The sequence below is a fragment of the Glycomyces tritici genome (assembly GCF_030403505.1).
Genome location: NZ_JAUEMJ010000004.1, coordinates 518088 through 535957, shown reverse-complemented (window position 1 = coordinate 535957; position 17870 = coordinate 518088). Strand labels below are relative to the sequence as shown.

Annotated in this window: 15 protein-coding genes and 1 pseudogene; 4 read left to right on the top strand and 12 right to left on the bottom strand. The window is 69.1% G+C overall.

Translation table 11 applies throughout. The features are described from left to right. The first annotated feature begins 124 nt into the window (after positions 1-124). Both QWI33_RS16515 and QWI33_RS16510 read left to right on the top strand, forming a co-directional pair. Positions 125-385: a hypothetical protein gene (locus QWI33_RS16515; RefSeq protein ID WP_289958240.1), complete on the top strand. Its 261-nt coding sequence runs from the start codon at positions 125-127 to the stop codon at positions 383-385. Then, a complete protein-coding gene (locus QWI33_RS16510; RefSeq protein WP_289958239.1) occupies positions 382-1758 on the top strand; it encodes a serine hydrolase domain-containing protein in 1377 nt (458 codons plus the stop codon). Before QWI33_RS16515 ends, QWI33_RS16510 begins: the two co-directional genes overlap by 4 nt. 153 nt (positions 1759-1911) lie before the next feature. Here QWI33_RS16510 and QWI33_RS16505 read toward each other — a convergent pair whose 3' ends face one another. The 4 genes and pseudogenes from QWI33_RS16505 to QWI33_RS16485 all read right to left on the bottom strand — a co-directional run bounded on the left by QWI33_RS16505 (position 1912) and on the right by QWI33_RS16485 (position 7408). Further along, positions 1912-3705: a family 43 glycosylhydrolase gene (locus tag QWI33_RS16505; protein WP_353895478.1), complete on the bottom strand. Its 1794-nt coding sequence runs from the start codon at positions 3703-3705 to the stop codon at positions 1912-1914. An 82-nt stretch (positions 3706-3787) separates the two neighbouring features. After that, positions 3788-5399, bottom strand: a pseudogene (locus QWI33_RS29410) (glycoside hydrolase family 43 protein). 246 nt (positions 5400-5645) lie between these two features. After that, positions 5646-6260: an RICIN domain-containing protein gene (locus tag QWI33_RS16490; RefSeq protein WP_289958236.1), complete on the bottom strand. Its 615-nt coding sequence runs from the start codon at positions 6258-6260 to the stop codon at positions 5646-5648. 50 nt (positions 6261-6310) lie between these two features. Then, the gene (locus QWI33_RS16485; protein ID WP_289958235.1) at positions 6311-7408 is read right to left on the bottom strand and encodes a glycoside hydrolase family 62 protein; all 1098 of its coding nucleotides are present in this window, start codon (positions 7406-7408) and stop codon (positions 6311-6313) included. 373 nt (positions 7409-7781) lie between these two features. On the opposite strand from QWI33_RS16485, the gene QWI33_RS16480 reads away from it, so the two are divergent. Continuing rightward, positions 7782-9878 (top strand): cellulase family glycosylhydrolase, encoded by a 2097-nt coding sequence (locus tag QWI33_RS16480; protein ID WP_289958234.1) that lies wholly within the window; start codon positions 7782-7784, stop codon positions 9876-9878. Positions 9879-10068: 190 nt separating this feature from the next. On the opposite strand, the gene QWI33_RS16475 is transcribed toward QWI33_RS16480, so the two are convergent. From QWI33_RS16475 to QWI33_RS16455, 5 genes are all read right to left on the bottom strand, one after another. After that, positions 10069-10782 carry a sensor domain-containing protein gene (locus tag QWI33_RS16475; RefSeq protein WP_289958233.1) on the bottom strand — a complete coding sequence of 238 codons (714 nt, stop codon included), beginning with the start codon at positions 10780-10782 and terminating at the stop codon, positions 10069-10071. Between the two features lie 189 nt (positions 10783-10971). Next, the gene (locus tag QWI33_RS16470) at positions 10972-11388 is read right to left on the bottom strand and encodes a hypothetical protein (RefSeq protein ID WP_289958232.1); all 417 of its coding nucleotides are present in this window, start codon (positions 11386-11388) and stop codon (positions 10972-10974) included. A gap of 444 nt (positions 11389-11832) precedes the next feature. After that, the gene (locus tag QWI33_RS16465; protein ID WP_289958231.1) at positions 11833-12567 is read right to left on the bottom strand and encodes a DUF7873 family protein; all 735 of its coding nucleotides are present in this window, start codon (positions 12565-12567) and stop codon (positions 11833-11835) included. 112 nt (positions 12568-12679) lie between these two features. Beyond that, positions 12680-13192 carry a hypothetical protein gene (locus QWI33_RS16460; protein WP_289958230.1) on the bottom strand — a complete coding sequence of 171 codons (513 nt, stop codon included), beginning with the start codon at positions 13190-13192 and terminating at the stop codon, positions 12680-12682. A 38-nt stretch (positions 13193-13230) separates the two neighbouring features. Beyond that, positions 13231-13677 carry a hypothetical protein gene (locus QWI33_RS16455; protein WP_289958229.1) on the bottom strand — a complete coding sequence of 149 codons (447 nt, stop codon included), beginning with the start codon at positions 13675-13677 and terminating at the stop codon, positions 13231-13233. 357 nt (positions 13678-14034) lie between these two features. Here QWI33_RS16455 and QWI33_RS16450 point away from each other — a divergent pair, with 357 nt between their 5' ends. Further along, on the top strand, positions 14035-14760 hold the full coding sequence (locus QWI33_RS16450) for a hypothetical protein (RefSeq protein ID WP_289958228.1): 726 nt from the start codon (positions 14035-14037) through the stop codon (positions 14758-14760). A gap of 86 nt (positions 14761-14846) precedes the next feature. Here QWI33_RS16450 and QWI33_RS16445 read toward each other — a convergent pair whose 3' ends face one another. The 3 genes from QWI33_RS16445 to QWI33_RS16435 form a co-directional block, all read right to left on the bottom strand. Next, the gene (locus tag QWI33_RS16445) at positions 14847-16244 is read right to left on the bottom strand and encodes a hypothetical protein (protein ID WP_289958227.1); all 1398 of its coding nucleotides are present in this window, start codon (positions 16242-16244) and stop codon (positions 14847-14849) included. A 30-nt stretch (positions 16245-16274) separates the two neighbouring features. Then, the gene (locus QWI33_RS16440) at positions 16275-16838 is read right to left on the bottom strand and encodes a hypothetical protein (protein ID WP_289958226.1); all 564 of its coding nucleotides are present in this window, start codon (positions 16836-16838) and stop codon (positions 16275-16277) included. Positions 16839-17027: 189 nt separating this feature from the next. Then, positions 17028-17723, bottom strand: coding sequence for a GNAT family N-acetyltransferase (locus tag QWI33_RS16435; protein ID WP_289958225.1), 696 nt, complete (start codon positions 17721-17723; stop codon positions 17028-17030). Positions 17724-17870: the final 147 nt, after the last annotated feature.

Genomic DNA, 17870 nt, shown 5'->3' with positions numbered 1-17870 from the left:
ATTGCATTCACCGGCATATCTGTTGCAATGATTGGCATTCAACCAGCAATATTGTTCCGATTATGTTGACACTTCTTGAAACGCAACGTAGCTTTTCCTCATTCGGAAACCAGAGGAGAACACCATGAAGCACGTAATGGCAGTGTCGACCATCATCGATGAAGGCGAGTTCTGGAGCCGCCTGAAGCAGGCGTACACCAAACTTCCCGAAGGCGCCCAATGGAAACTCGCGGTCGCCGCCAAAGACGGGACCACAGTGGTGAACATCATCGTCGGCGACTCGGTCGAGACCGTGCGGGACTTCTTCGAGTCTCACGCCGGAGCCTTCGCCACGACCGAGTACTTCGAAGCCGACGCCGCCAACGCGATCGGTCTGCCGCGATGAGCATCGACGTACCGCGGATTCGGGCCAGGACGACCGAACTCCTCGCCGAATACGGCATTCCCAGCGCCGCGATCGGCGTACTCCACGACGGGGATCTCACCGAACTCGCCGTCGGCGTCACGAACATCGAGACACGCGCACCCGCGACGCCGGAGACCGTCTACCAGTGCGGCTCCATGACCAAGACCTGGACCGCGCTGGCGCTCATGCAGCTGGTCGACGAGGGCAAGGTCGACCTGGACGCGCCGGTACGGGCCTACCTGCCGGACTTCTCCGTGGCCGACCCGGAAACGACCGCCAAGGTCACCCCGCGCCATCTGCTCTTCCACACCAACGGAATCGAGGAGGACTTCGGCGATCCCGGCGAAGGCGACGACGTCTACGAGCGCATGGTCGCCAACATCGCCGACGCCCCCCAGGTGTTTCCCCTGGGCCGCACCCACGGCTACAGCGCGGCGCTGGGGTACGGGATTCTCGGACGAATCCTCGAGGTGCACGACGGCAAGCGGTGGGACGACCTCATGCGGGACCGCCTCTTCGATCCGCTCAGGCTGACCGGGACGAACAGTCGGCACGAGGACGTCGATCCCACCAGGGCCGCGGCCGGACACCTGATCCGTTCCCTTGAGGAGGGCCCCATCCTCACGCCGATCGATCACCTGCCACGGGCCTACGGTCCCAGCGGCAACATCACCTCGACGGTCCTGGAAGTCCTCGCCATGGCGCACGTCCTCCTGACCGAGGGCTCGGGGCCGGACGGCACCCGCATCGTCTCGGCCGAGAGCGTCCGGGAGATGATGCGATCGCGAGTGCCCGTACCGGATCCGTACATGTTCGGGCCCGAATGGGCACTCGGGCTCATCGTCTGCGACTGGCACGGCCGGACCGTCTACGCCTCCGACGGCAGCACGATCGGCCAGAACGCCCGACTCAGAATCCTGCCGGACTCGAACACCGCCATCGTCATGCTGACCAACGGCGGACCACGGGAAAGCTTCTACCGCAAGGTCTTCAATGAGATCCTGACCGACCTGGGCACGGCGACGATCCCGGAACCGCCTGCGCCCCATCCCACACTGCACCTCGACCCCTCCAGGTACGAAGGCGTCTACGAACGCCCCGGCGCACGCTTCGAGGTCGCCGCCGAGGACGGCGACCTCTTCCTGACCCTCGCCCTGGACCCGATGGAGGCGGCGTTCCTGCAGCGGCCGGACCGCATCAGATACCGACTGCTCCCCATCGACGAGACGCATTTCCTCATGCCGCCGGCGGGTCCGCTGGAAGACACCCAGACGGTCGCGATCTACGACTTCACCGACGGCCCCGCCAGATACCTGCACATCAACTCCCGCGTACACCCGCGGCAAGTGTGACGGGCCTGGTGGACGAGGCTTTGACGCTGCGGATGCTTGCTCGTGGGCGAGGTCTGGCTGAACCGGTGACTTCATGAGGAACGTATGAGCGGGTGGCCCCTCCGGGCCACCCGCTCATAGGTTCCTATGCCGATGGGGAAGCGGCGTGATCCTTTAGTGGGCCCATCGCTGGTTGGTCCCGCCATGGCAGGTCCACAGGTGGACCAGGGCGCCGTTGGCGGTCGAAGCGCTGGACACGTCCAGGCACAGTCCCGATTGCACTCCGGTGATGGTGCCGTCGGCGTTCACGTTCCATTGCTGGTTGGTCCCGCCGTTGCAGCTCCAGGTGACCACCTGCGTGCCGTTGGCCGTGCCGTTGTCCCAAGCGTCCAGGCAGAGCCGGGAGCCGCCGGAGTAGACGGAGAGTTCGCCGGTGTCCGAGCGGGTCCACTGCTGCCCGGGGCCGCCCGAGCAGTCCAGGATCTGCACCTGGACGCCGGGCTGGGTCGAGGCGTTCGGCACGTCGAGGCACTTGCCGGCCCCCACCGCCCGCAGGTCGCCGCCGCTCCCGTCCGTGGCGTCGAACCGCCACCAGTCCACGTTGAAGAGGAAGCCGCTGCCGCCGGTGAACGTCAGGTACAGGTCGCGGGTGCCGGTCGCGCCGCTGACCGGGCAGGAGACGTCCGTCCAGGTCTGCCAGCCGCCGGTGCCCGAGACCGTGCAGGTGCCGACCACCTGGCCGTTCGGTCCGTCGAGCCGCAGCTCGATGTTCCCGCCGCTCGTCGCCGAGGCCACCCGCGCGGTGAACTGGCGGGCTCCGGTGCCGAAAGCCGCGCCCTTGACCTTGATCGAGTCCCCGTTCTCGATCCAGCTCACGTTCATCCCGCCGGCGGCGGTCCACTCGGTCTCAACGCCGTTCGCCCAGGCGATCGTCTCGGCCTCCTGGCGCACATAGGGGTTGAGGGTGCCCACTTGCGGCGCCCCGGCCGTGGTCATGTTCATCTGGGGGATCGTGCCGTCGGCGTTGTAGGTGAACTGCTCGACCGCCACGGACCTGGTGAAACCGCTGCCGCCCGGAAGCGCTCCATTGTGGTAGAAGAAGTACGAGTTCCCCTTGAAGTCGATCACCCCGGCGTGGTTGGTGAAGCTGCCGCCCTGCGCGGGCATGACCGTCCCCCGGTAGGTCCACGGCCCGGTCGCGGTCGGGGCCGTCGAGTAGGCGATGAACTCCTGGCAGCACTGCGCCGCGAAGACGTTGTAGTACAGCGATCCACGCTTGTAGACCCACGGCCCCTCCTCGTAGAGGGTCGGCCGTTCCGTGCTGCCGGGGCGGGCGCCGAAGCCCTCCGCGGTGAGGGGGACCCTGGTCACGGCGCCCGAGTAGGAGACCATGTCGGCGTTGAGCTTCACGTACGAGAGGTTCGGGTTGCCCCAGTAGAGGTAGGCCTGCCCGTCGTCGTCGATGAAGACCGTGGGGTCGATCTCGCCGTTGACGACGAGCGGGTGCCCGAGGGCGTCCCGGAACGGCCCGGTGGGGCTGTCGGCGACGGCCACGCCGATCGCGAACTGACCGGTGGCCCGCTCGCTCACGGGCACGTACCAGTAGAACTTGCCGTCGCGCTCGATGGCCTGGCCCGCCCAGGCGTTCGCGCCCGCCCAGCTGAACGTCTCGAGGCTCAGCGGGGAGCCGTGGTCGGTCCAGTTGACCATGTCGTCGGAGGACCAGACCCGCCAGTCCCTCATGTCGAAACCGGTGGAGCCGTCCTCGTCGTGTCCGGTGTAGAGGTAGACGCGGTCATTGTGGACCAGCGGCGCGGGGTCCGCGGTGTACATGGTCTGGATGATCGGGTTGTCGGCCTGCGCCGGGGCGGGCGACGGCTCGGCGACCGGGCTCAGCGCGGCTGCCGCGAAGGCGAATGCCAGCACGAGCGCCGCCGTTCGCTTCCGGTGTGGATTCGACGTTTTCATGGGGAACCTCTCTGGTCGCGCGGCGCGCGACTGATCTATGAGGGACCTTCATGGTGAAGGTCCCTTCCTTGCAGGACACTTCTTAGACGGCGACCGAGAATCGCTTGACGGTGACGGCGCCGCCGAGGGCTTGCGTGGCGTGGTTGAAGACCGCGAATCGGGGGCCCATGAAGAACGCTGGGCTGGTGCCGAGGGTGAGCGCGGTCCCGAGCGGGATGAAGTCCGATCCGTCCTCGCTGTAGGAGAAGTGCGCCAGGCGTTCGGCGCCGGGCCTGATGTCGGCGGTGACCCGCAGCCAGACGGTGGACCCGCACAGTTCGGCGCTCGCGCGTTCGGTGCCGGTGCCGACGGTGTTGAAGCCCGAGTCCATGGTGTGGCCGTCGGTCATGGAGATGCGGGTGACGCCGTTCTCGCGGCGCACGCCGATCCAGGCCGAATTGTTGCGGAGCACCGCCAGGCCGGCGCGGTCGCCGTCGGCCATCTGGGCCGGATCGAGCTCGATGGTGGCCGTGGAGGAAGGGCCCTGGATGCGGTGGGTGAGCGTGTTGCGGGCGCGGTAGAGGTCGTTGGTGACCGTGGCGGTCTGGAGCCGGAGCCCGTTGCCGGTGCTCCACTTCGAGTCGTCCGGGTTGTGGTTCCACTCCCACTTCGCGGCCAAGGTCGCGGCGGTGAACTCGTCAGTGCCGATCATGGACGGCACGGGGTGCGGGGGGAGGTCCGGGAACGGGTACGTCTGCCCCCAGGCGCCGTTCACCGTCTGCACCTGCGGCCAGCCGTCCGCGGTCCAGGTGATCGGCGCGAGGGCCGGCACGCGGCCGCCGGGGGGCGTCCACGAAGCCCATGTAGTACCAGGCGCCGTTCGGCGTCGAGACGAGGCCGCCCTGGTGGGGGATGCCGCCGCCGGGGATCGGTCCGGGCATGTCGAGCAGGACCTCCCTGACTTCGTAAGGGCCCCAGGGCGATGAGGATTTGAGAATGTACTGGCCGTTCGGGGGCTTGGTGAGGAACATGTAGTAGCTGCCGTTGATCTTGTAGAACCGGGCGCCCTCCATGCCGCCGATCTCCGGCGGGCTGGAGAAGACGTGCTCGTTGCGGACCTCGGTCTTGCCGTCGGCCGAGAGCTGCGCGACGTAGAGCTCGGTGTTGCCGTAGGCGACGTACATCGTGTCGTCGGTGTCGACGAGCATCCCCGCGTCGTAGTAGGAGCGGGGGAACTCCGCGTGGCGGGTCCAGGGCCCGGCCGGATCGGCGGCGGTGTACATGAACGAGCGGTGGAAGTCGATCTGGCCGAGCCAGTAGAAGCGGTTCTCGCTGGCGCGGTGGGTGAGCGAGGAGGCCCAGATGCCGACGATGTAGCGGTGGCCGCCGTTCAGGTCGTACCAGTCGCTGAAGTCGAGCCGCGGCACGGAGTGGCCGATGAACTCCCAGTTGACGAGGTCCCGGGAATGCAGGACGGGCGCGCCCGGCGAGTAGTGCATCGTGGACGCGGTCATGTAGAAGTCCGAGCCGACGCGGATGATCTCGATGTCGGCGAAGTCCTGCCAGACGACGGGGTTGGTGTAGCCGGTCTGCTGGGCCTCGGCCTGGCCGAGGGCGTAGGGGGCGTGGACGGCCGCCGTCGCTCCGGCGGCCAGTCCCGCGCCGGCGATGAACAGTCCGCGGCGGCTGGTGGTGAGGTCAAGGGCGTGGTGCATGCGTTCCACGGTGTGCTCCTCAATCGAGGTCGGCGCCGTGCGCGACAGGGCCTCGGGCCGACGGCCGGAGTGCCTATGTCGTTGCAGGCGAATGGATCTGGGCGGTGATGCAACTGCCGAGCCGGGCGGTGGGCATGCCGAGGGCGGTCATGCCGCCGGGGAGGGCCCGGTCGCGTTCGGTCGCCGGATCGGGGCGGGGCGGCCGGTTTCGGTATCCCTGGGAAGCACCGGCCGCCCCTTGGGGAATCAGGCGTTGGAATCCTGGCGGATGTCGGCGAGGACGGTGTCGGCGCCGCAGGTGGAGCCGACCGGGGTGAGCTGCCACTGCTGGTTCGCGTAACCGCTCACACTGTGCTGCACGATCGGCGAGCCCGCGGTGGTCGACCAGTCCCGGACGTCGAGTGCCTTGCCGGAGAAGCGGCTGACGATCGAGTAGTAGCCCTCGCCGTTCGCGGTGACCTTCCACTGCTGGTTGGTGTCGCCGGTGTCGTGGTACTGGGCGACGGTGCCGCCGTCGGCGGTGCTGTGGTTCCACACGTCGAGGAAGAGTCCGGAGTGGCGGACCTGGATCTTGTGGTAGCCGTTGCCGACGTCGATGAACCGGAACTGCTGGTTCGTGTTCGCCCAGTTGGTGTACTGGGTGAGGATCGCCCCCGGCTCGGTCGAGACGCCCTGGATGTCGAGGGCGAGGCCCGAGTGGCGCGACTGGACGGTGTACCAGTCGCTGGCGGTCGGCTGGGCTTCGGCGCGTTGCGCGCCGAAGCCGAGCAGGCCCGCCGTGGCGAACACGGCCGCGACCGCCAAGGCGGTGGCGATGCGGGACCAGCGGTGGAGGAGTGCGAGGTCGGGTGCCGCTTGCATCATTGACTCCCTAGTGGATTCAGTGGCCGGGGACGAGGGGTTCCGGGGGGTCAGCACGAGGCGCCTCCCTTGAGGGTCAGCAGCGCGAGGCGGTACGGCAGCTGGGAGTACTCCATGCCGTCGGTGCTCGGGTCGCGGCCCTGGTAGAGCATCTGGAGGTTGCCGGTGTCGATGTTCATCTTCTGGTCGTTGCCGGACCGGATGAGTTCGCCGTGGCTGATGTCGGCCGTCCACTGGCCATCGGGGAACGTCACGTTCGCGATCCCGGCGAACGGGGCGCTCTGGTCGCCGGCCTGCAGCCGCCACTGCCCGGTGATGCCGTCGGCCAGGTACGAGCGGTAGTAGCGGCCGTTCGAGCCCATCGCCTCCCAGATCAGCAGGTACTGGTCGGAGTCGTCGACCTGGTAGACCGCGCCGCCCTCGAAGAGGAGGTCGCGGGTGTCCTGCAGGACGATCTGGGTGTTGCGGAAGTTGTTCGGGAACTCGCCGATCGTGGTCTCCGAGCGGTACACGCGCCCGTCGTCGTCGGCGGCGAACAGGTAGCACATGCTGTCGTCGCAGATGTTCCAGAAGTCCAGCCAGCCGCCGCTGTTCTCCTCGACGATGGGAGGCGTCTCGTCGATGAAGTTCTTCGGCGCCGACCAGCTCTGCGGGTCGGCGGGGTTCTCGCTGGTGGAGTACGTGGGCGGGCCGGTCTGGTACACCAGGTACCACAAGTCGTCCGGCGCGAAGTGGAACAGCTGCGGCGCCGCCGCATACCTGTCCCCGATGTTCGGGTTGGTGTCCAGGTAGCTCACGGGGGCGGCCGCGGCCTGGTCCCAGTCGGAGAACTTGGAGAAGGCCAGGCTCCAGTGCCCCTCGGGCGTGTTCGCCACGGTGTAGTAGGCGAGCCACTCGTCGTTGTGGCGCACGATCGTCGGGTCCTTGGCCGAGACGACGTTGTGCGTCGCGTCCGGCTTCGGGCCGATCAGCGGCCCGCTGGACTCCCACTGGTAGGAGCTCGGGAGGCCCTGCGCCCCGACCTCCTCGCCGCCGCCGGCACCGTCAGTGGTCTGGGCGTTGGCGATGAGCGCGCTCGAGGCCAGGGTGGTGGCCACGGCGAGCGCGGTCGCCGCTCCCAGCACGCGATTTCGCAGTTTTCGTTGCATGAATATCCCTTCGGCGAGCACGTGAACGTGTCTGTTATCGTTCACATGCCGCAGCTCGGCGCCGAAACATCTGATGATTTTTGCGGCGACTCGAACTATAGAGAGCGCTCGATATGCAGTCAACGGGTCGGAGGAAAGTTTGTCGGCGCGCCTAGCGTCAACCTGCCGCATCGAGTCTCGGGCTCGACTTCGTTTCGCCAAGGCCCCCAACGACATTCATGTCATGACAGGATTCCGGCAAGGGAGGGGCCGAGAATCTTCCCTTGACAAAGTTTGGTCGTCCAACTTAGTGTGGAGCCGCACAAGGAGATCGACCCCCCTCCTGCGGCCGCCGCCGCGCCCTCACGGAATCCACCGTCCCACAAGGAGATCCGTGAAGAGTTCAGACACCGTCCATAGAAGACGAATGCGCCTCGGCGTGACCGCCGCCGCCGCAATCACCGCCCTGACCGCGGGGCTGATCGGCGCTGTCAGCGCCAACGCAGCCTCGGAAGGCTGCGAGGTCGAATACCAGGTCACCGGCCAATGGTCGGGGGGCTTCAACGCCAACGTCCAGGTCACCAACCTCGGCGACCCGGTCAACCACTGGGACCTGGAGTGGACCTGGGCCGACGATCAGGCCGTCACCCACATGTGGAACGCCAAGGACAAGAGCAAGGCCGCCACGGCCAAGGCCTCCGGCCAGGGACACAACGGCGCGCTCGCGACCGGCGGAACCACCTCGTTCGGGTTCTCCGGTTCGTGGTCGGATGCGAACACCGACCCCACCGACTTCCGCCTCAACGGCCGCCTCTGCGACGGCACGGTGAGCGAACCGCAGCAGCCGATGACCGCCATCGAGCAGGTCGCGGCCATGCAGCCGGGCTGGAACGTCGGCAACTCCCTCGACGCCTTCGGCGGCGACACCGGCGGTGAGACCGCCTGGGGCAACCCGCCGATCACCGAGGAGCTCCTCCAGACCATCAAGGCGGAGGGCTACAACTCGATCCGCCTCCCGGTGGCCTGGGATTACGAGCACACCGGCCCGGGACCGGACTACACGATCTCCTCCGAGCGCATGGAGCGTGTCGCGCAGGTCGTCGACTGGGCGATCGCGAACGACCTCCAGGTGCTGGTCAACATCCACGACCAGATGTTCACCAAGGAGCTGCCGGACGACCGCGAGAACGTGCTGGCGAAGTTCAACTCGATGTGGACCCAGATCGCCGAGCGGTTCAAGGACTACCCGTCCGAGCTGTCCTTCGAGAGCATCAACGAACCGCAGTTCCCCACTGACACGGCCAACCAGGACGCCCACACCGCCACGCTCAACGTCAACTTCTACGAGACCGTCCGCGCCACCGGCGGGAAGAACGCCGACCGGCTCCTGGTGCTGCCGACGTGGGTCACCAACTCCGAGCAGCCGCACCTGGACGCGCTCAAGGCCACCATCGACGAGCTCGACGACGACATGATCGCAGCGACCGTCCACTTCTACGGGTTCTATCCCTTCGGCGTCAACGTCGCCGGGGTCACCACCTACGACGAGGAGACCCGGCAGGACCTCGAGAACACCTTCCAGCGCACCAATGACACCTTCGTCGACAACGGCGTGCCGGTCATCGTCGGCGAGTGGGGTGTCCTCGGCTACGACTACACCCGCGGCGCCGTGCCCAACTCGCCGCAGTACGGCGAGTTGCTGAAGTTCTTCCAGGCCACCACGCACCAGGCCGTCGAAGAGCAGCTGACCTTGATGCTGTGGGACGCCGGCTCGTACCTCAACCGCCACACCCTGGAATGGCGCGACCCGCTCCTGAAGGCGTACATGGACTCAGGTTTTACGACGCTTTCGGGCACCGCCTCGTTCGACTCGATCTACCTCGAGAAGGCCGGGACCATCGCGGACGAGTCGCTCACCCTCAACCGCAACGGCCTTGACTTCGAAGGCCTGTGGCAGGGGGACACCGCACTTACCGAGGGCACTGACTACACCGTCTCCGGTGACACGGTCACCCTGACCGCCGCCGCGCTCACCCGTCTCGCGGGCGACCGCGCCTACGGCACCAACGCGACCATCGAAGCCCGCTTCTCGGACGGCCTGCCGTGGCAGATCCACATCATCAGCTACGACACGGCGCAGATCTCCGACCTCACCGGGACCCTGGACGGCGCACCTTGGTCCCAGTGGTGGGCTTGCAACTCCTCGTGCTTCGCGATTCCGACCGAGTTCAACGGCGACCAGATCGCCACGATGGAGGCCAAGTACGCCGACGGCACCAACGCCGGACCCCACACGTGGACCGCCTTCAAGGAGCTCTGGGCGACCTACCGGCCCGACTACGACGCCGGCACGATCAGCCTCACCCCTGACTTCTTCAACGAGGTCAGGGACGACGAGCCCGTCACCCTCACGTTCCACTTCTGGGGCGGGGGGACGATCGAGTACATCGTCACCAAGACCGGCACGACCGTGACCGGCACCAACGCTTGATCAGCGACCTACCCGGCGGCGGGGGGGCCCCCCGGGCCCCCCCCCCCCCCCGCCCCCCCACACCCCCCCCACCCCCCCCCCCCCCGCCCCCCCCCCCCCCCCGCGGGGGGGTGTGGGGGGGGGGGGGCCCGGGGGGCGGGGGGGGCCCGGCGCCCCCCCCCCCCCGGTCGGGGTTTCCCGGAGGTGAGGTCTATGCGGCGAGGCGCTCCTGGATGCGGGTGACCTCAGCGTTGATCGTGGCGGTGCGGACCGGGCCCTGGGGTGCGTCCGACTCGGTGAGCGAGGCGAGCAGGCCCTTGCCGAGCGAGGCCTGGGTGATCGCGAAACCGCGCAGGACCAGCGGCAGCAGCAGGGCCATGACCAGGCCGCCGAGGACGGCGAGCAGGGAGGCGGCGGCGTACGAGTCGCCCCAGCCGAGCCAGCGGGTCGCGTACTCCAGGCCGTCGCCCCCGCCGCTGCCGTCGACGGCGCGGATGATGATCCAGCCGTACAGGGGGTAGGCGAGCGAGGCGACCGTGGCGGCCCACCAGCTCAGGGCGACGCAGAAGCCGGCGACGGCGAGCGGGAAGTTCACCAGGCCCCAGAGGAGGTTCAGCCACGACTGGCCGTCGGTGACGGGCGTGAGGGCGCGGCGCAGTGCGGAGGCGTTCTCGGGGGCCCGCTTGTAGTGCGGCTGGTTGATCGGCTGGCGCAGGACGGCACTGAGCTGGCTGCGTCCGGCGGCGGCGAGGCCGCGCATGGCGAAGAGGGTCGCGGCGAGGATGGGGACGCCGACCCAGACGACGGCGGTCCCGATGCCGGCGGCGAAGCCGGCGACGGTGATGACGAACGCGGGAAGCGCGATCGGAAACGCGGAGAGCAGGTACGCGGAGTCGGCGCCGAGCTGCTTGAAGATCTTGTTCATGTCACTAATCTTCGTCCGATCCGGGCGCCGCAACGACCCTGCGAGCAGGCATTTCACGGGTAGGGACAGCCCTACCCGGGTTGTGGGGCCTGCCCTTGGCGGTGGGGACGGAGCGCGTCGGCGGCCGTTTCGGGCCGCCGACACGGTGTTGCCGTCTCTGGGGCGGAGCACGGGTTCGCGGCGGCGCCGCTAGGTCCGCCGGGCCCACCACGGTCCGGGCGGCTTGCTCGGCAAGGGGATCGTCAGTCGCAGGAACCGCTCGTCGAGCGGTGCGACGAGATGCCGCAGCTCCTGGGCGGAGCGTCGCGGCAGGAGGTGCAGGGCCAGTTCGAGGACGTCGCGGCTCGGTGGATTGCAGAGCTCGCAGTCGGCGTGCACCGCATGGTCTTGGGCGCGCCGGGCCGGGCCGCCGGTGACCCGCTGCCAGACGCGGAACGCCGAGGCCACATCGCCTGGGTGGAAACGGGAGTCATCGGTCTCGAGGCGCGCGATCGCGCCTTGCAGGGCGCTCGAGGCGCCGGGGATGCGGGGGAGCGGCCGGTCCGCCGAGGGGGAGGCGTAGCGGCGCTGCTGTGCGCGTACTCGCGCGGGCGGCCTACGCGGCATCGCCCTTTCTGTTGTCGCTCATGGCGACCATTGTGCCGTGCCCGCCGTGTCCGTGCAATGGGCATAGGTGCGGCCCGGGTCGTTGACCTCGACACCGGGCCGCCATGTGCCACATAGTGGCCGCTGCGATCTGCGGTAGCCGTTGAGTCTGCTGCTAGCACCGTGCTCTGCCATTGAGCTACCGCCGCATGTGGTGCGGCGGGGAGGATTCGAACCCCCAACATCGATGTCCCAGAGGAGCTACTCGCGGATACGCGCGGCGTGGCGAATGCTGAAGCTGGAGCGAGAGTCTCAGGTTCGGCGGTGAACGGATCCGTACGCTGCGGGGTTAAATTCCGCAGGGGACCGTGTTCCCGCGTGATACTCGGACTGAATCTCAGTTTCAGCGTGTTCGGCGCTTTTCGGGCGCCACCCCTGTCGCTCAAAACAGGGGCGTCTGTGGGCCTATTCGCCGAGCAGGTAGCCGAAGACCTTGGCGCCGATCTGCTCGTCGGCGACTTCGGTCCCGTTGGCCTCCTCCCGGGCGAACTTGACGGCGATCTGGAGCTTCTCGAGCCGCTCGGAGAGCTGCGCGACCCGCTTGGCGGGGGCCGCTCCGGAGAACTTCACGGTCGTCCAGTACCCGACCGGGATGTCCTCGTAGTACACCTCGACCTGCGCCGGGTGCTCCTCGGTGGCTTCGGCCTTGACGTGGTTGCGCGGGATCTTCTTGGTGCGCACCGTCTTCACCGGGTCGGTCGCGAAGGCGTCGGAGGCGTCGTTGTACGTCCACGACTCGCCCGCGTCCAGCACGGGCAGGGCCTTGACGAACGACTGCAGCTCGGCGAGCTGCTTCTCCAGGAACAGGAGGTAGGTGACGGGGACGTCGGCGACGAGCACCTCACCGTCCACGGTGATGTCGGCAGTGGCGAGGGCGTTCGTGCGGTCCTTGGTGGCCGTGACGTCGAACAGTCGCGTCATCGCCGCTGACACCTCGCGCAGCTGTTCCTCGACGCGGCGCTGCACCTTCGTCGACTCGGGCGGCAGCTGCTCGCCCTCCTCGTCCTTGGGCTGGTAGGTCCGGGAGATGCCGGACAGCAGCGGCGCCTTGGCGAGCTCGCGCCCGGCGTCGCCGAGCGCACGCGCGGCCTTCGCCTTGACGCTCTTCTCGATCGCGATGATCTGGTTCAACTTGGTCACGGAGCAACCCTCACTTTCGGGCTTCACCTTAGGACCTTCGCGCCACCCCGGGCAACGCGTTAACCGCAGCGGCCGCCGGAGGACCGAGTCCTCCGGCGGCCGCGTGGCGCTGCTACTCGTTGCACCAGCGCTTGGAGTCCGCAGTGGACAGCAAGCCGATGATGATGGCGGCCAAGGCGATGCCGATGACGGCGCCGATGACGGTGCCCGCCGTGTTGCCGGCGGTGCTGGCACCGGTGACCTCGACCTCGGGGGTGAAGATCCACGACACGACCGCCAGGGCCAGGCCGACGAGCTCGAGGATGATCGCGCCCTTGCGGGCGCCGGCGCTGCGCTTGGCGATCCGCACGGCGAAGATAGCGCGCAGGACCGTCCAGATCAGGATCTGGACGATCGACGCGATCAGGAACGGCATGAACGACGAGGGGATGACCACGTCACCGGTGTCCTCCAGCGCCACGAGCGCGGTGTAGCCGAAGACGGAGAGGGCGCCGCCGCAGATGCCGAAGCCGAACAGGATCCACAGGAGCACCACGGCGCCCTTCGTGGAGCCGGGAATCGTCTCGGGACCGGACCCGAGCGGCGGGCCGGGCGGAGGAGCGGGGGGAAGCGGGGGATTGCTCATTCGGGGGTTCTCCTAACAATGGGCGGAACAAAGGGGTCTCAGCGGTCGCACCACCAGAGCGACCGTGAAGCGGAGAGGAAGCAGATGACCAGGATGGGGAGCACGAGACCGGTGCAGTCGAAGGTGAAGTTGTAGCTGTACCCGCTTTCGCGCGGGGCGGAGGAGAACGCGGCGACCGAGACCGCCAGGTACGCCACCTGGAACACGAGCGCGATCGACTCGGCCCAGATCGCGCCGCGGCGGGCCCGAGCGCTGCGCCTGGCGATCCCTACCGCGAAGTACGCGCGCAGCCCCGCCCAGACCAGGCCCTGCAGGGCGCCGAACGCCAGCAGCCACACCGCCCACTCCCCGAGCGGTCCGAGCAGCGCCGATGAACTCACGTCCTGCAGCAGCAGGAGCGGCACCACCGCCAGGAAGCCGCCGACCACGGCCAGGGCCACCATCACCCACATCAGCACGATGGCGGTGATCGTCAGCCCCGGCATGCGCGGCGGCGGAGGGGGCTGCTGCCAGTACAAGTAGTTCGGAGGAGGGTAGTGGTGGTGGGCTGGGGGCTGCGGGGGGACGGCCAACGGCGGATCTCCAGGGGCAGTGAAGGGTCTGGTTGCTCATTGTAGGTGCTTCGAGCCCGAAACGGGGTACCCCAAGGCCGCAACCGTTAAGCGCGCATACAGAACGCCCAGGTCAAAGCAGTGGTGTTCATGCGTTTCGCGAAGGGGTACTAGGCTGGACGGAGGCCCGCGCCGCCCGAAATGACGGGGTTCGTCGCGGCAGGCGGCGAGTGCGAACGCCGCGCGGGCCTGGCGGCCGACGGTTGGACGGAGGAGCAGATGATCACGCGATTGGCAGAGTCTCTCGGATACCAGGTGCTCGAGGTGCAGGACGGGGACGGCACCTTGTCGGTCGGAGGCCACGACGGGGCGAGCGCGCTCCGCGTCGGCTGGAAACCGCTCATAGTCGAGGGCTACACCGGCTCCGGCTCGATCGACCGCTTCGCGATCCGCACGCGCGACGCGGCCTTCCGCGGATCCCTGCGCGACCTGCGCGGGCGCCTGCGCCACGCCACCCGCGACACCGACCCCGTGGATCTCGCGCGGCCGATCCTCAGGCTCCTGCAGCCCGGCCACTACGGCGTGCGGATCTGGCGCGATGCGAACATCCACATCGAACCGTTCGGCGAGAACGGCACCGCCTGGTGGTACCCGTACGAGCCCATCGGCACCGAAGGCACCGCCGTCATCCCCACGGACGTGTGGCCGCCCCGCGACGAGGGGACCATCGCCGGGTACGTGGACGCCATCGAGGAGGGCGACCGCCCGCTCGCGGTCATCCTCCGCTCCGAACCGCCCGGCGACGAGCAGGACTGCGCGTCCTTCCTCATCGACGGCCACCACAAGCTGGCCGCCTACCGCCGCACCGGCATCAACCCCCACTTCCTCGACATCGCCCGCCTCGCCGACCGGCGCCCGTGCAAACCCGCCGACCTCCGCGACGTGATCGACGGCGACGAGAAGCTCAGGCAGTCCGCGGCGAACCTCATGCGCTACTTGGAGGACCGGGGCAACTGACCCCTGCGCCCTGCGCCCCCCGCGCACGGCCGGCCGGCGGGAACTTCGCCCACGGCACTCACGATGCGATCCCGGCCGGGCGCAGGCTACCGCCCCGCGGGCTTGCGCAGGTATGCCAGCAGTCTGGCGGTGGCCTCCCGCAGCACCGGGTCCTCACCGGCCACCGCGTCGAGGTCCGCAGGGTCGCAGGCGGTCTCCTCCGACACCCGGGCGATGTCCAGGCAGTGCGGGGCCACACCGAGGCGCTGGTAGGCCGCCAGCTTGTGGTGGCCGTCGACGACGAACGCGACCGCGTCGTCCTCGTCCTCGGGCGGGGCGGCCCGGAGGGTCACGACCAGGGGCCGCTCGCCGCGCTTGATCCTGCGGCAGTAGTCGGCGACCGTGGCGGCGTCCCGGGGCGGCCACTGGTCGGTCGGGAGCAGGACCGCGCCGAGGTCCGGGGTCGTGATGCCCACATACCAGCTCTTGATCCGCTCGGGCTGCACCGCTTCGACGTAGTAGGTGCCCGGCACCCACCGGCGGAGGCCGTAGCGGCCCGGCGCGAGCAGGGGCCACAGCGCCCGCGACATCTCCAGCGCCGAAGCCTGCGCGGGCTCGCGGAGCGCGGCCCGCAGCCGCCGCACCTTCCGGCGCACCCACGGGTCGCCCGAACGCACAGCCAGGCGGTCGGCGGTCCCCGAACCCGTGTACCCCTCGACCAGGCAGGGCTTGCCGCCGATCCGCAGGGCGCTCGCCCCGTCGCGGCCCACGACATGGAGCACGCCGGTCCCGGACTCGTTCTCGGAGAACCGGTACTCCTCCGACGGCTCCTCAAGATAGGAGAGGTAGTCGCGGCGCGCCGTGTAGGCCTCGATCACCACGCACACCGGATCGCGTTCGAGCGCAAGGTAAGCGGCGAGTTTGTGGTGCCCGTCCAGGAGGTAGTACGCCTCCGATTCCGGGTGCGTGACGAGGATGAGCGCCGGCTGCGCCCGCGCGTCGGCGATCTGCTCCCGGTAGGCGGCCACGGCCGCCTTGTCCGGCGGCGGCCAGTGATGCGTCGGAATGATCGTGTGCCCGAAGAACGGGATGGAGCTGTCGGCGTACCACCGCGCCTCCTTGCCGGTCTTCACCGCCCGCACATGGGCGTTCGGCAGGGTCCCCAGCCCGACCCCGTACCGGCCGGACGCGAGCAGCCCCAGGAGCGGGCGCAGCGGCACTACGGGGTCGTCCTCCGGTTCGACATGGCGCACCCATTGGCGAAGCACGTCCCACTCCGCCGGTTCCGCCCATGCCTCCGGACGGTGCAGCGGTTCGTCATCCGGCTGCGGCGCAATGCGTCTGGCGAGCCACATGATGGAGCCGCCGCGCTCGTCCCAGTCCCGGGCGATCGGATCCCCGGCGAGCTTCAGCGTGACACGGCCTACCCCGGCGTCGAAGTCGATGACGCCGAGCCCGTCCGGCACGTCGACGCGGTTGCAGGGGAGCGGAAAGTCGAAGGGCATAGTGGACCGACCGTACTCGGAGACGGCAACTCAGCCGAGGACCAGCTGCGGGGCGTACGCGATCGCGATGAAGCGGATCGAGCGGCCGACCAGGCAGGCCGCGACGAACAGCGGGAGGTTGATGCGCGTGCCCGCAGCGTAGATGCTCGTGGCCATCAACGGCGGCAGACCCGTTGTGGCGCTGAGGAGCAGGATCGGCACGGCGAGGGACGGGCGGTCCAGCAGCGCGAGAAGCCTGCGACCGAACGCGATCAGCGCCGCGAGCGGGCCGCGGCGCACCCGCACAGCGGTCGAAGCGGCCCCGTCGCCCTCCGCTGCGGCCCCTTCGGGACTCCGGTCGGCACGCCGCCGGTCGCGCCGCTCCTCGGCGGCCTCGACCCACCGGCGCAGCCGAGCCGACCGAAACGCCCCGCGGGCCCCCAGGAAGAGCGTCGTCTTCCCGAGCGTCTGGCCCACGGCGGCCGCGATGCCGAGCGCGATCGGGCTGTACGAGGTCGCGGCGGCCAGCGCCAGCAGGTAGGGCTCGACGGGCGTGATCGGGAAGAACGCCGACACGAACGCGGTGAGCGCGGCCGTCAGGCACGCGGCGATCACCGGCGCGCCCTCGGCGCGAGGGCGGGCGGCGGGGGCGCGTCGTTCACGCGGTCGCGGGGGGCCCTCGGGGCGGGGGTTGCGGGTCGCTCGATCATTCCAAGTTCATGTTCGCTGGCGGGGGGTGTGGCTTGGCGCACTGGGAGCGACTGTAGTGCACCGATGCAGGCCCGGGAACCCCCACCGCTTCGCTCAGTGCTGAGTTGCCGTGCGCCCCATGGGAATACCGCCTTCGCGGTCGATCGCTTCGAACAGGGTCCTCGCGTCCCAGTCGGTCGGCCTCGCGCCTTCGGCCGATTCGAGGTACGCCTCCATGAACGTGCGCAGCGGCCGCCCTGAGAGGCGGTCCGGGCGTCCCTGCGTGAAGGACGGGTCCGCGTGGAGCACCAGCAGGAGCATGCCCCGCACGCGCCGAGAGGGGCTGCCGATGCCCGGCTGGAAGTACGGCAGGTCGAGGACGCGGGCGCCGGCCGCCTCGTAGAACGCCAGGCGGCGGCGCGGGTCGCCGTAGGCCTCGTGCACCGTGGGCGCGTCCGGGGACTCGACCTCGGCGACGATCGCGCACGGGTCGTACCGCTCGCGCCACGCCTCGATCGCGTCGCGCAGCAGCCGCCCGCCGAGGCCGTGCCCGCGCGTGCCCGGCTTCACCGCCAGGTACGCCAGCAGCTGCACCCGCGACGCCTCCGACCAGCGCCCGAACGCCGCCCCGGCAGGCCGGCCCGCCTCGTCGACCGCCACGAGCAGGCTCCCGAGCCCGGCCTCCAGGGTCTCTGTGACACCCGATTCGCTCTCCAGCTCCTCAGCGGGGAACGCGGGCGCCAGCACCTCGCGGTACACCTGCTCCACCAGCCCGCCGGGCCGCGTCTGCTCCATGATCCGGTACTTCATCCCCAGCCCCCTCACGCGCCAGTATTCCAAGCGAACCCAGCTCAGGAGGCCACTCGCCAAGACCGCGCGGAGCGCGCATCCGACGGGGGAGCGCCACGACCCGCCAATGCCGCTAACGCCAGTTAATGAGACGGTGGAGCGCCAGGC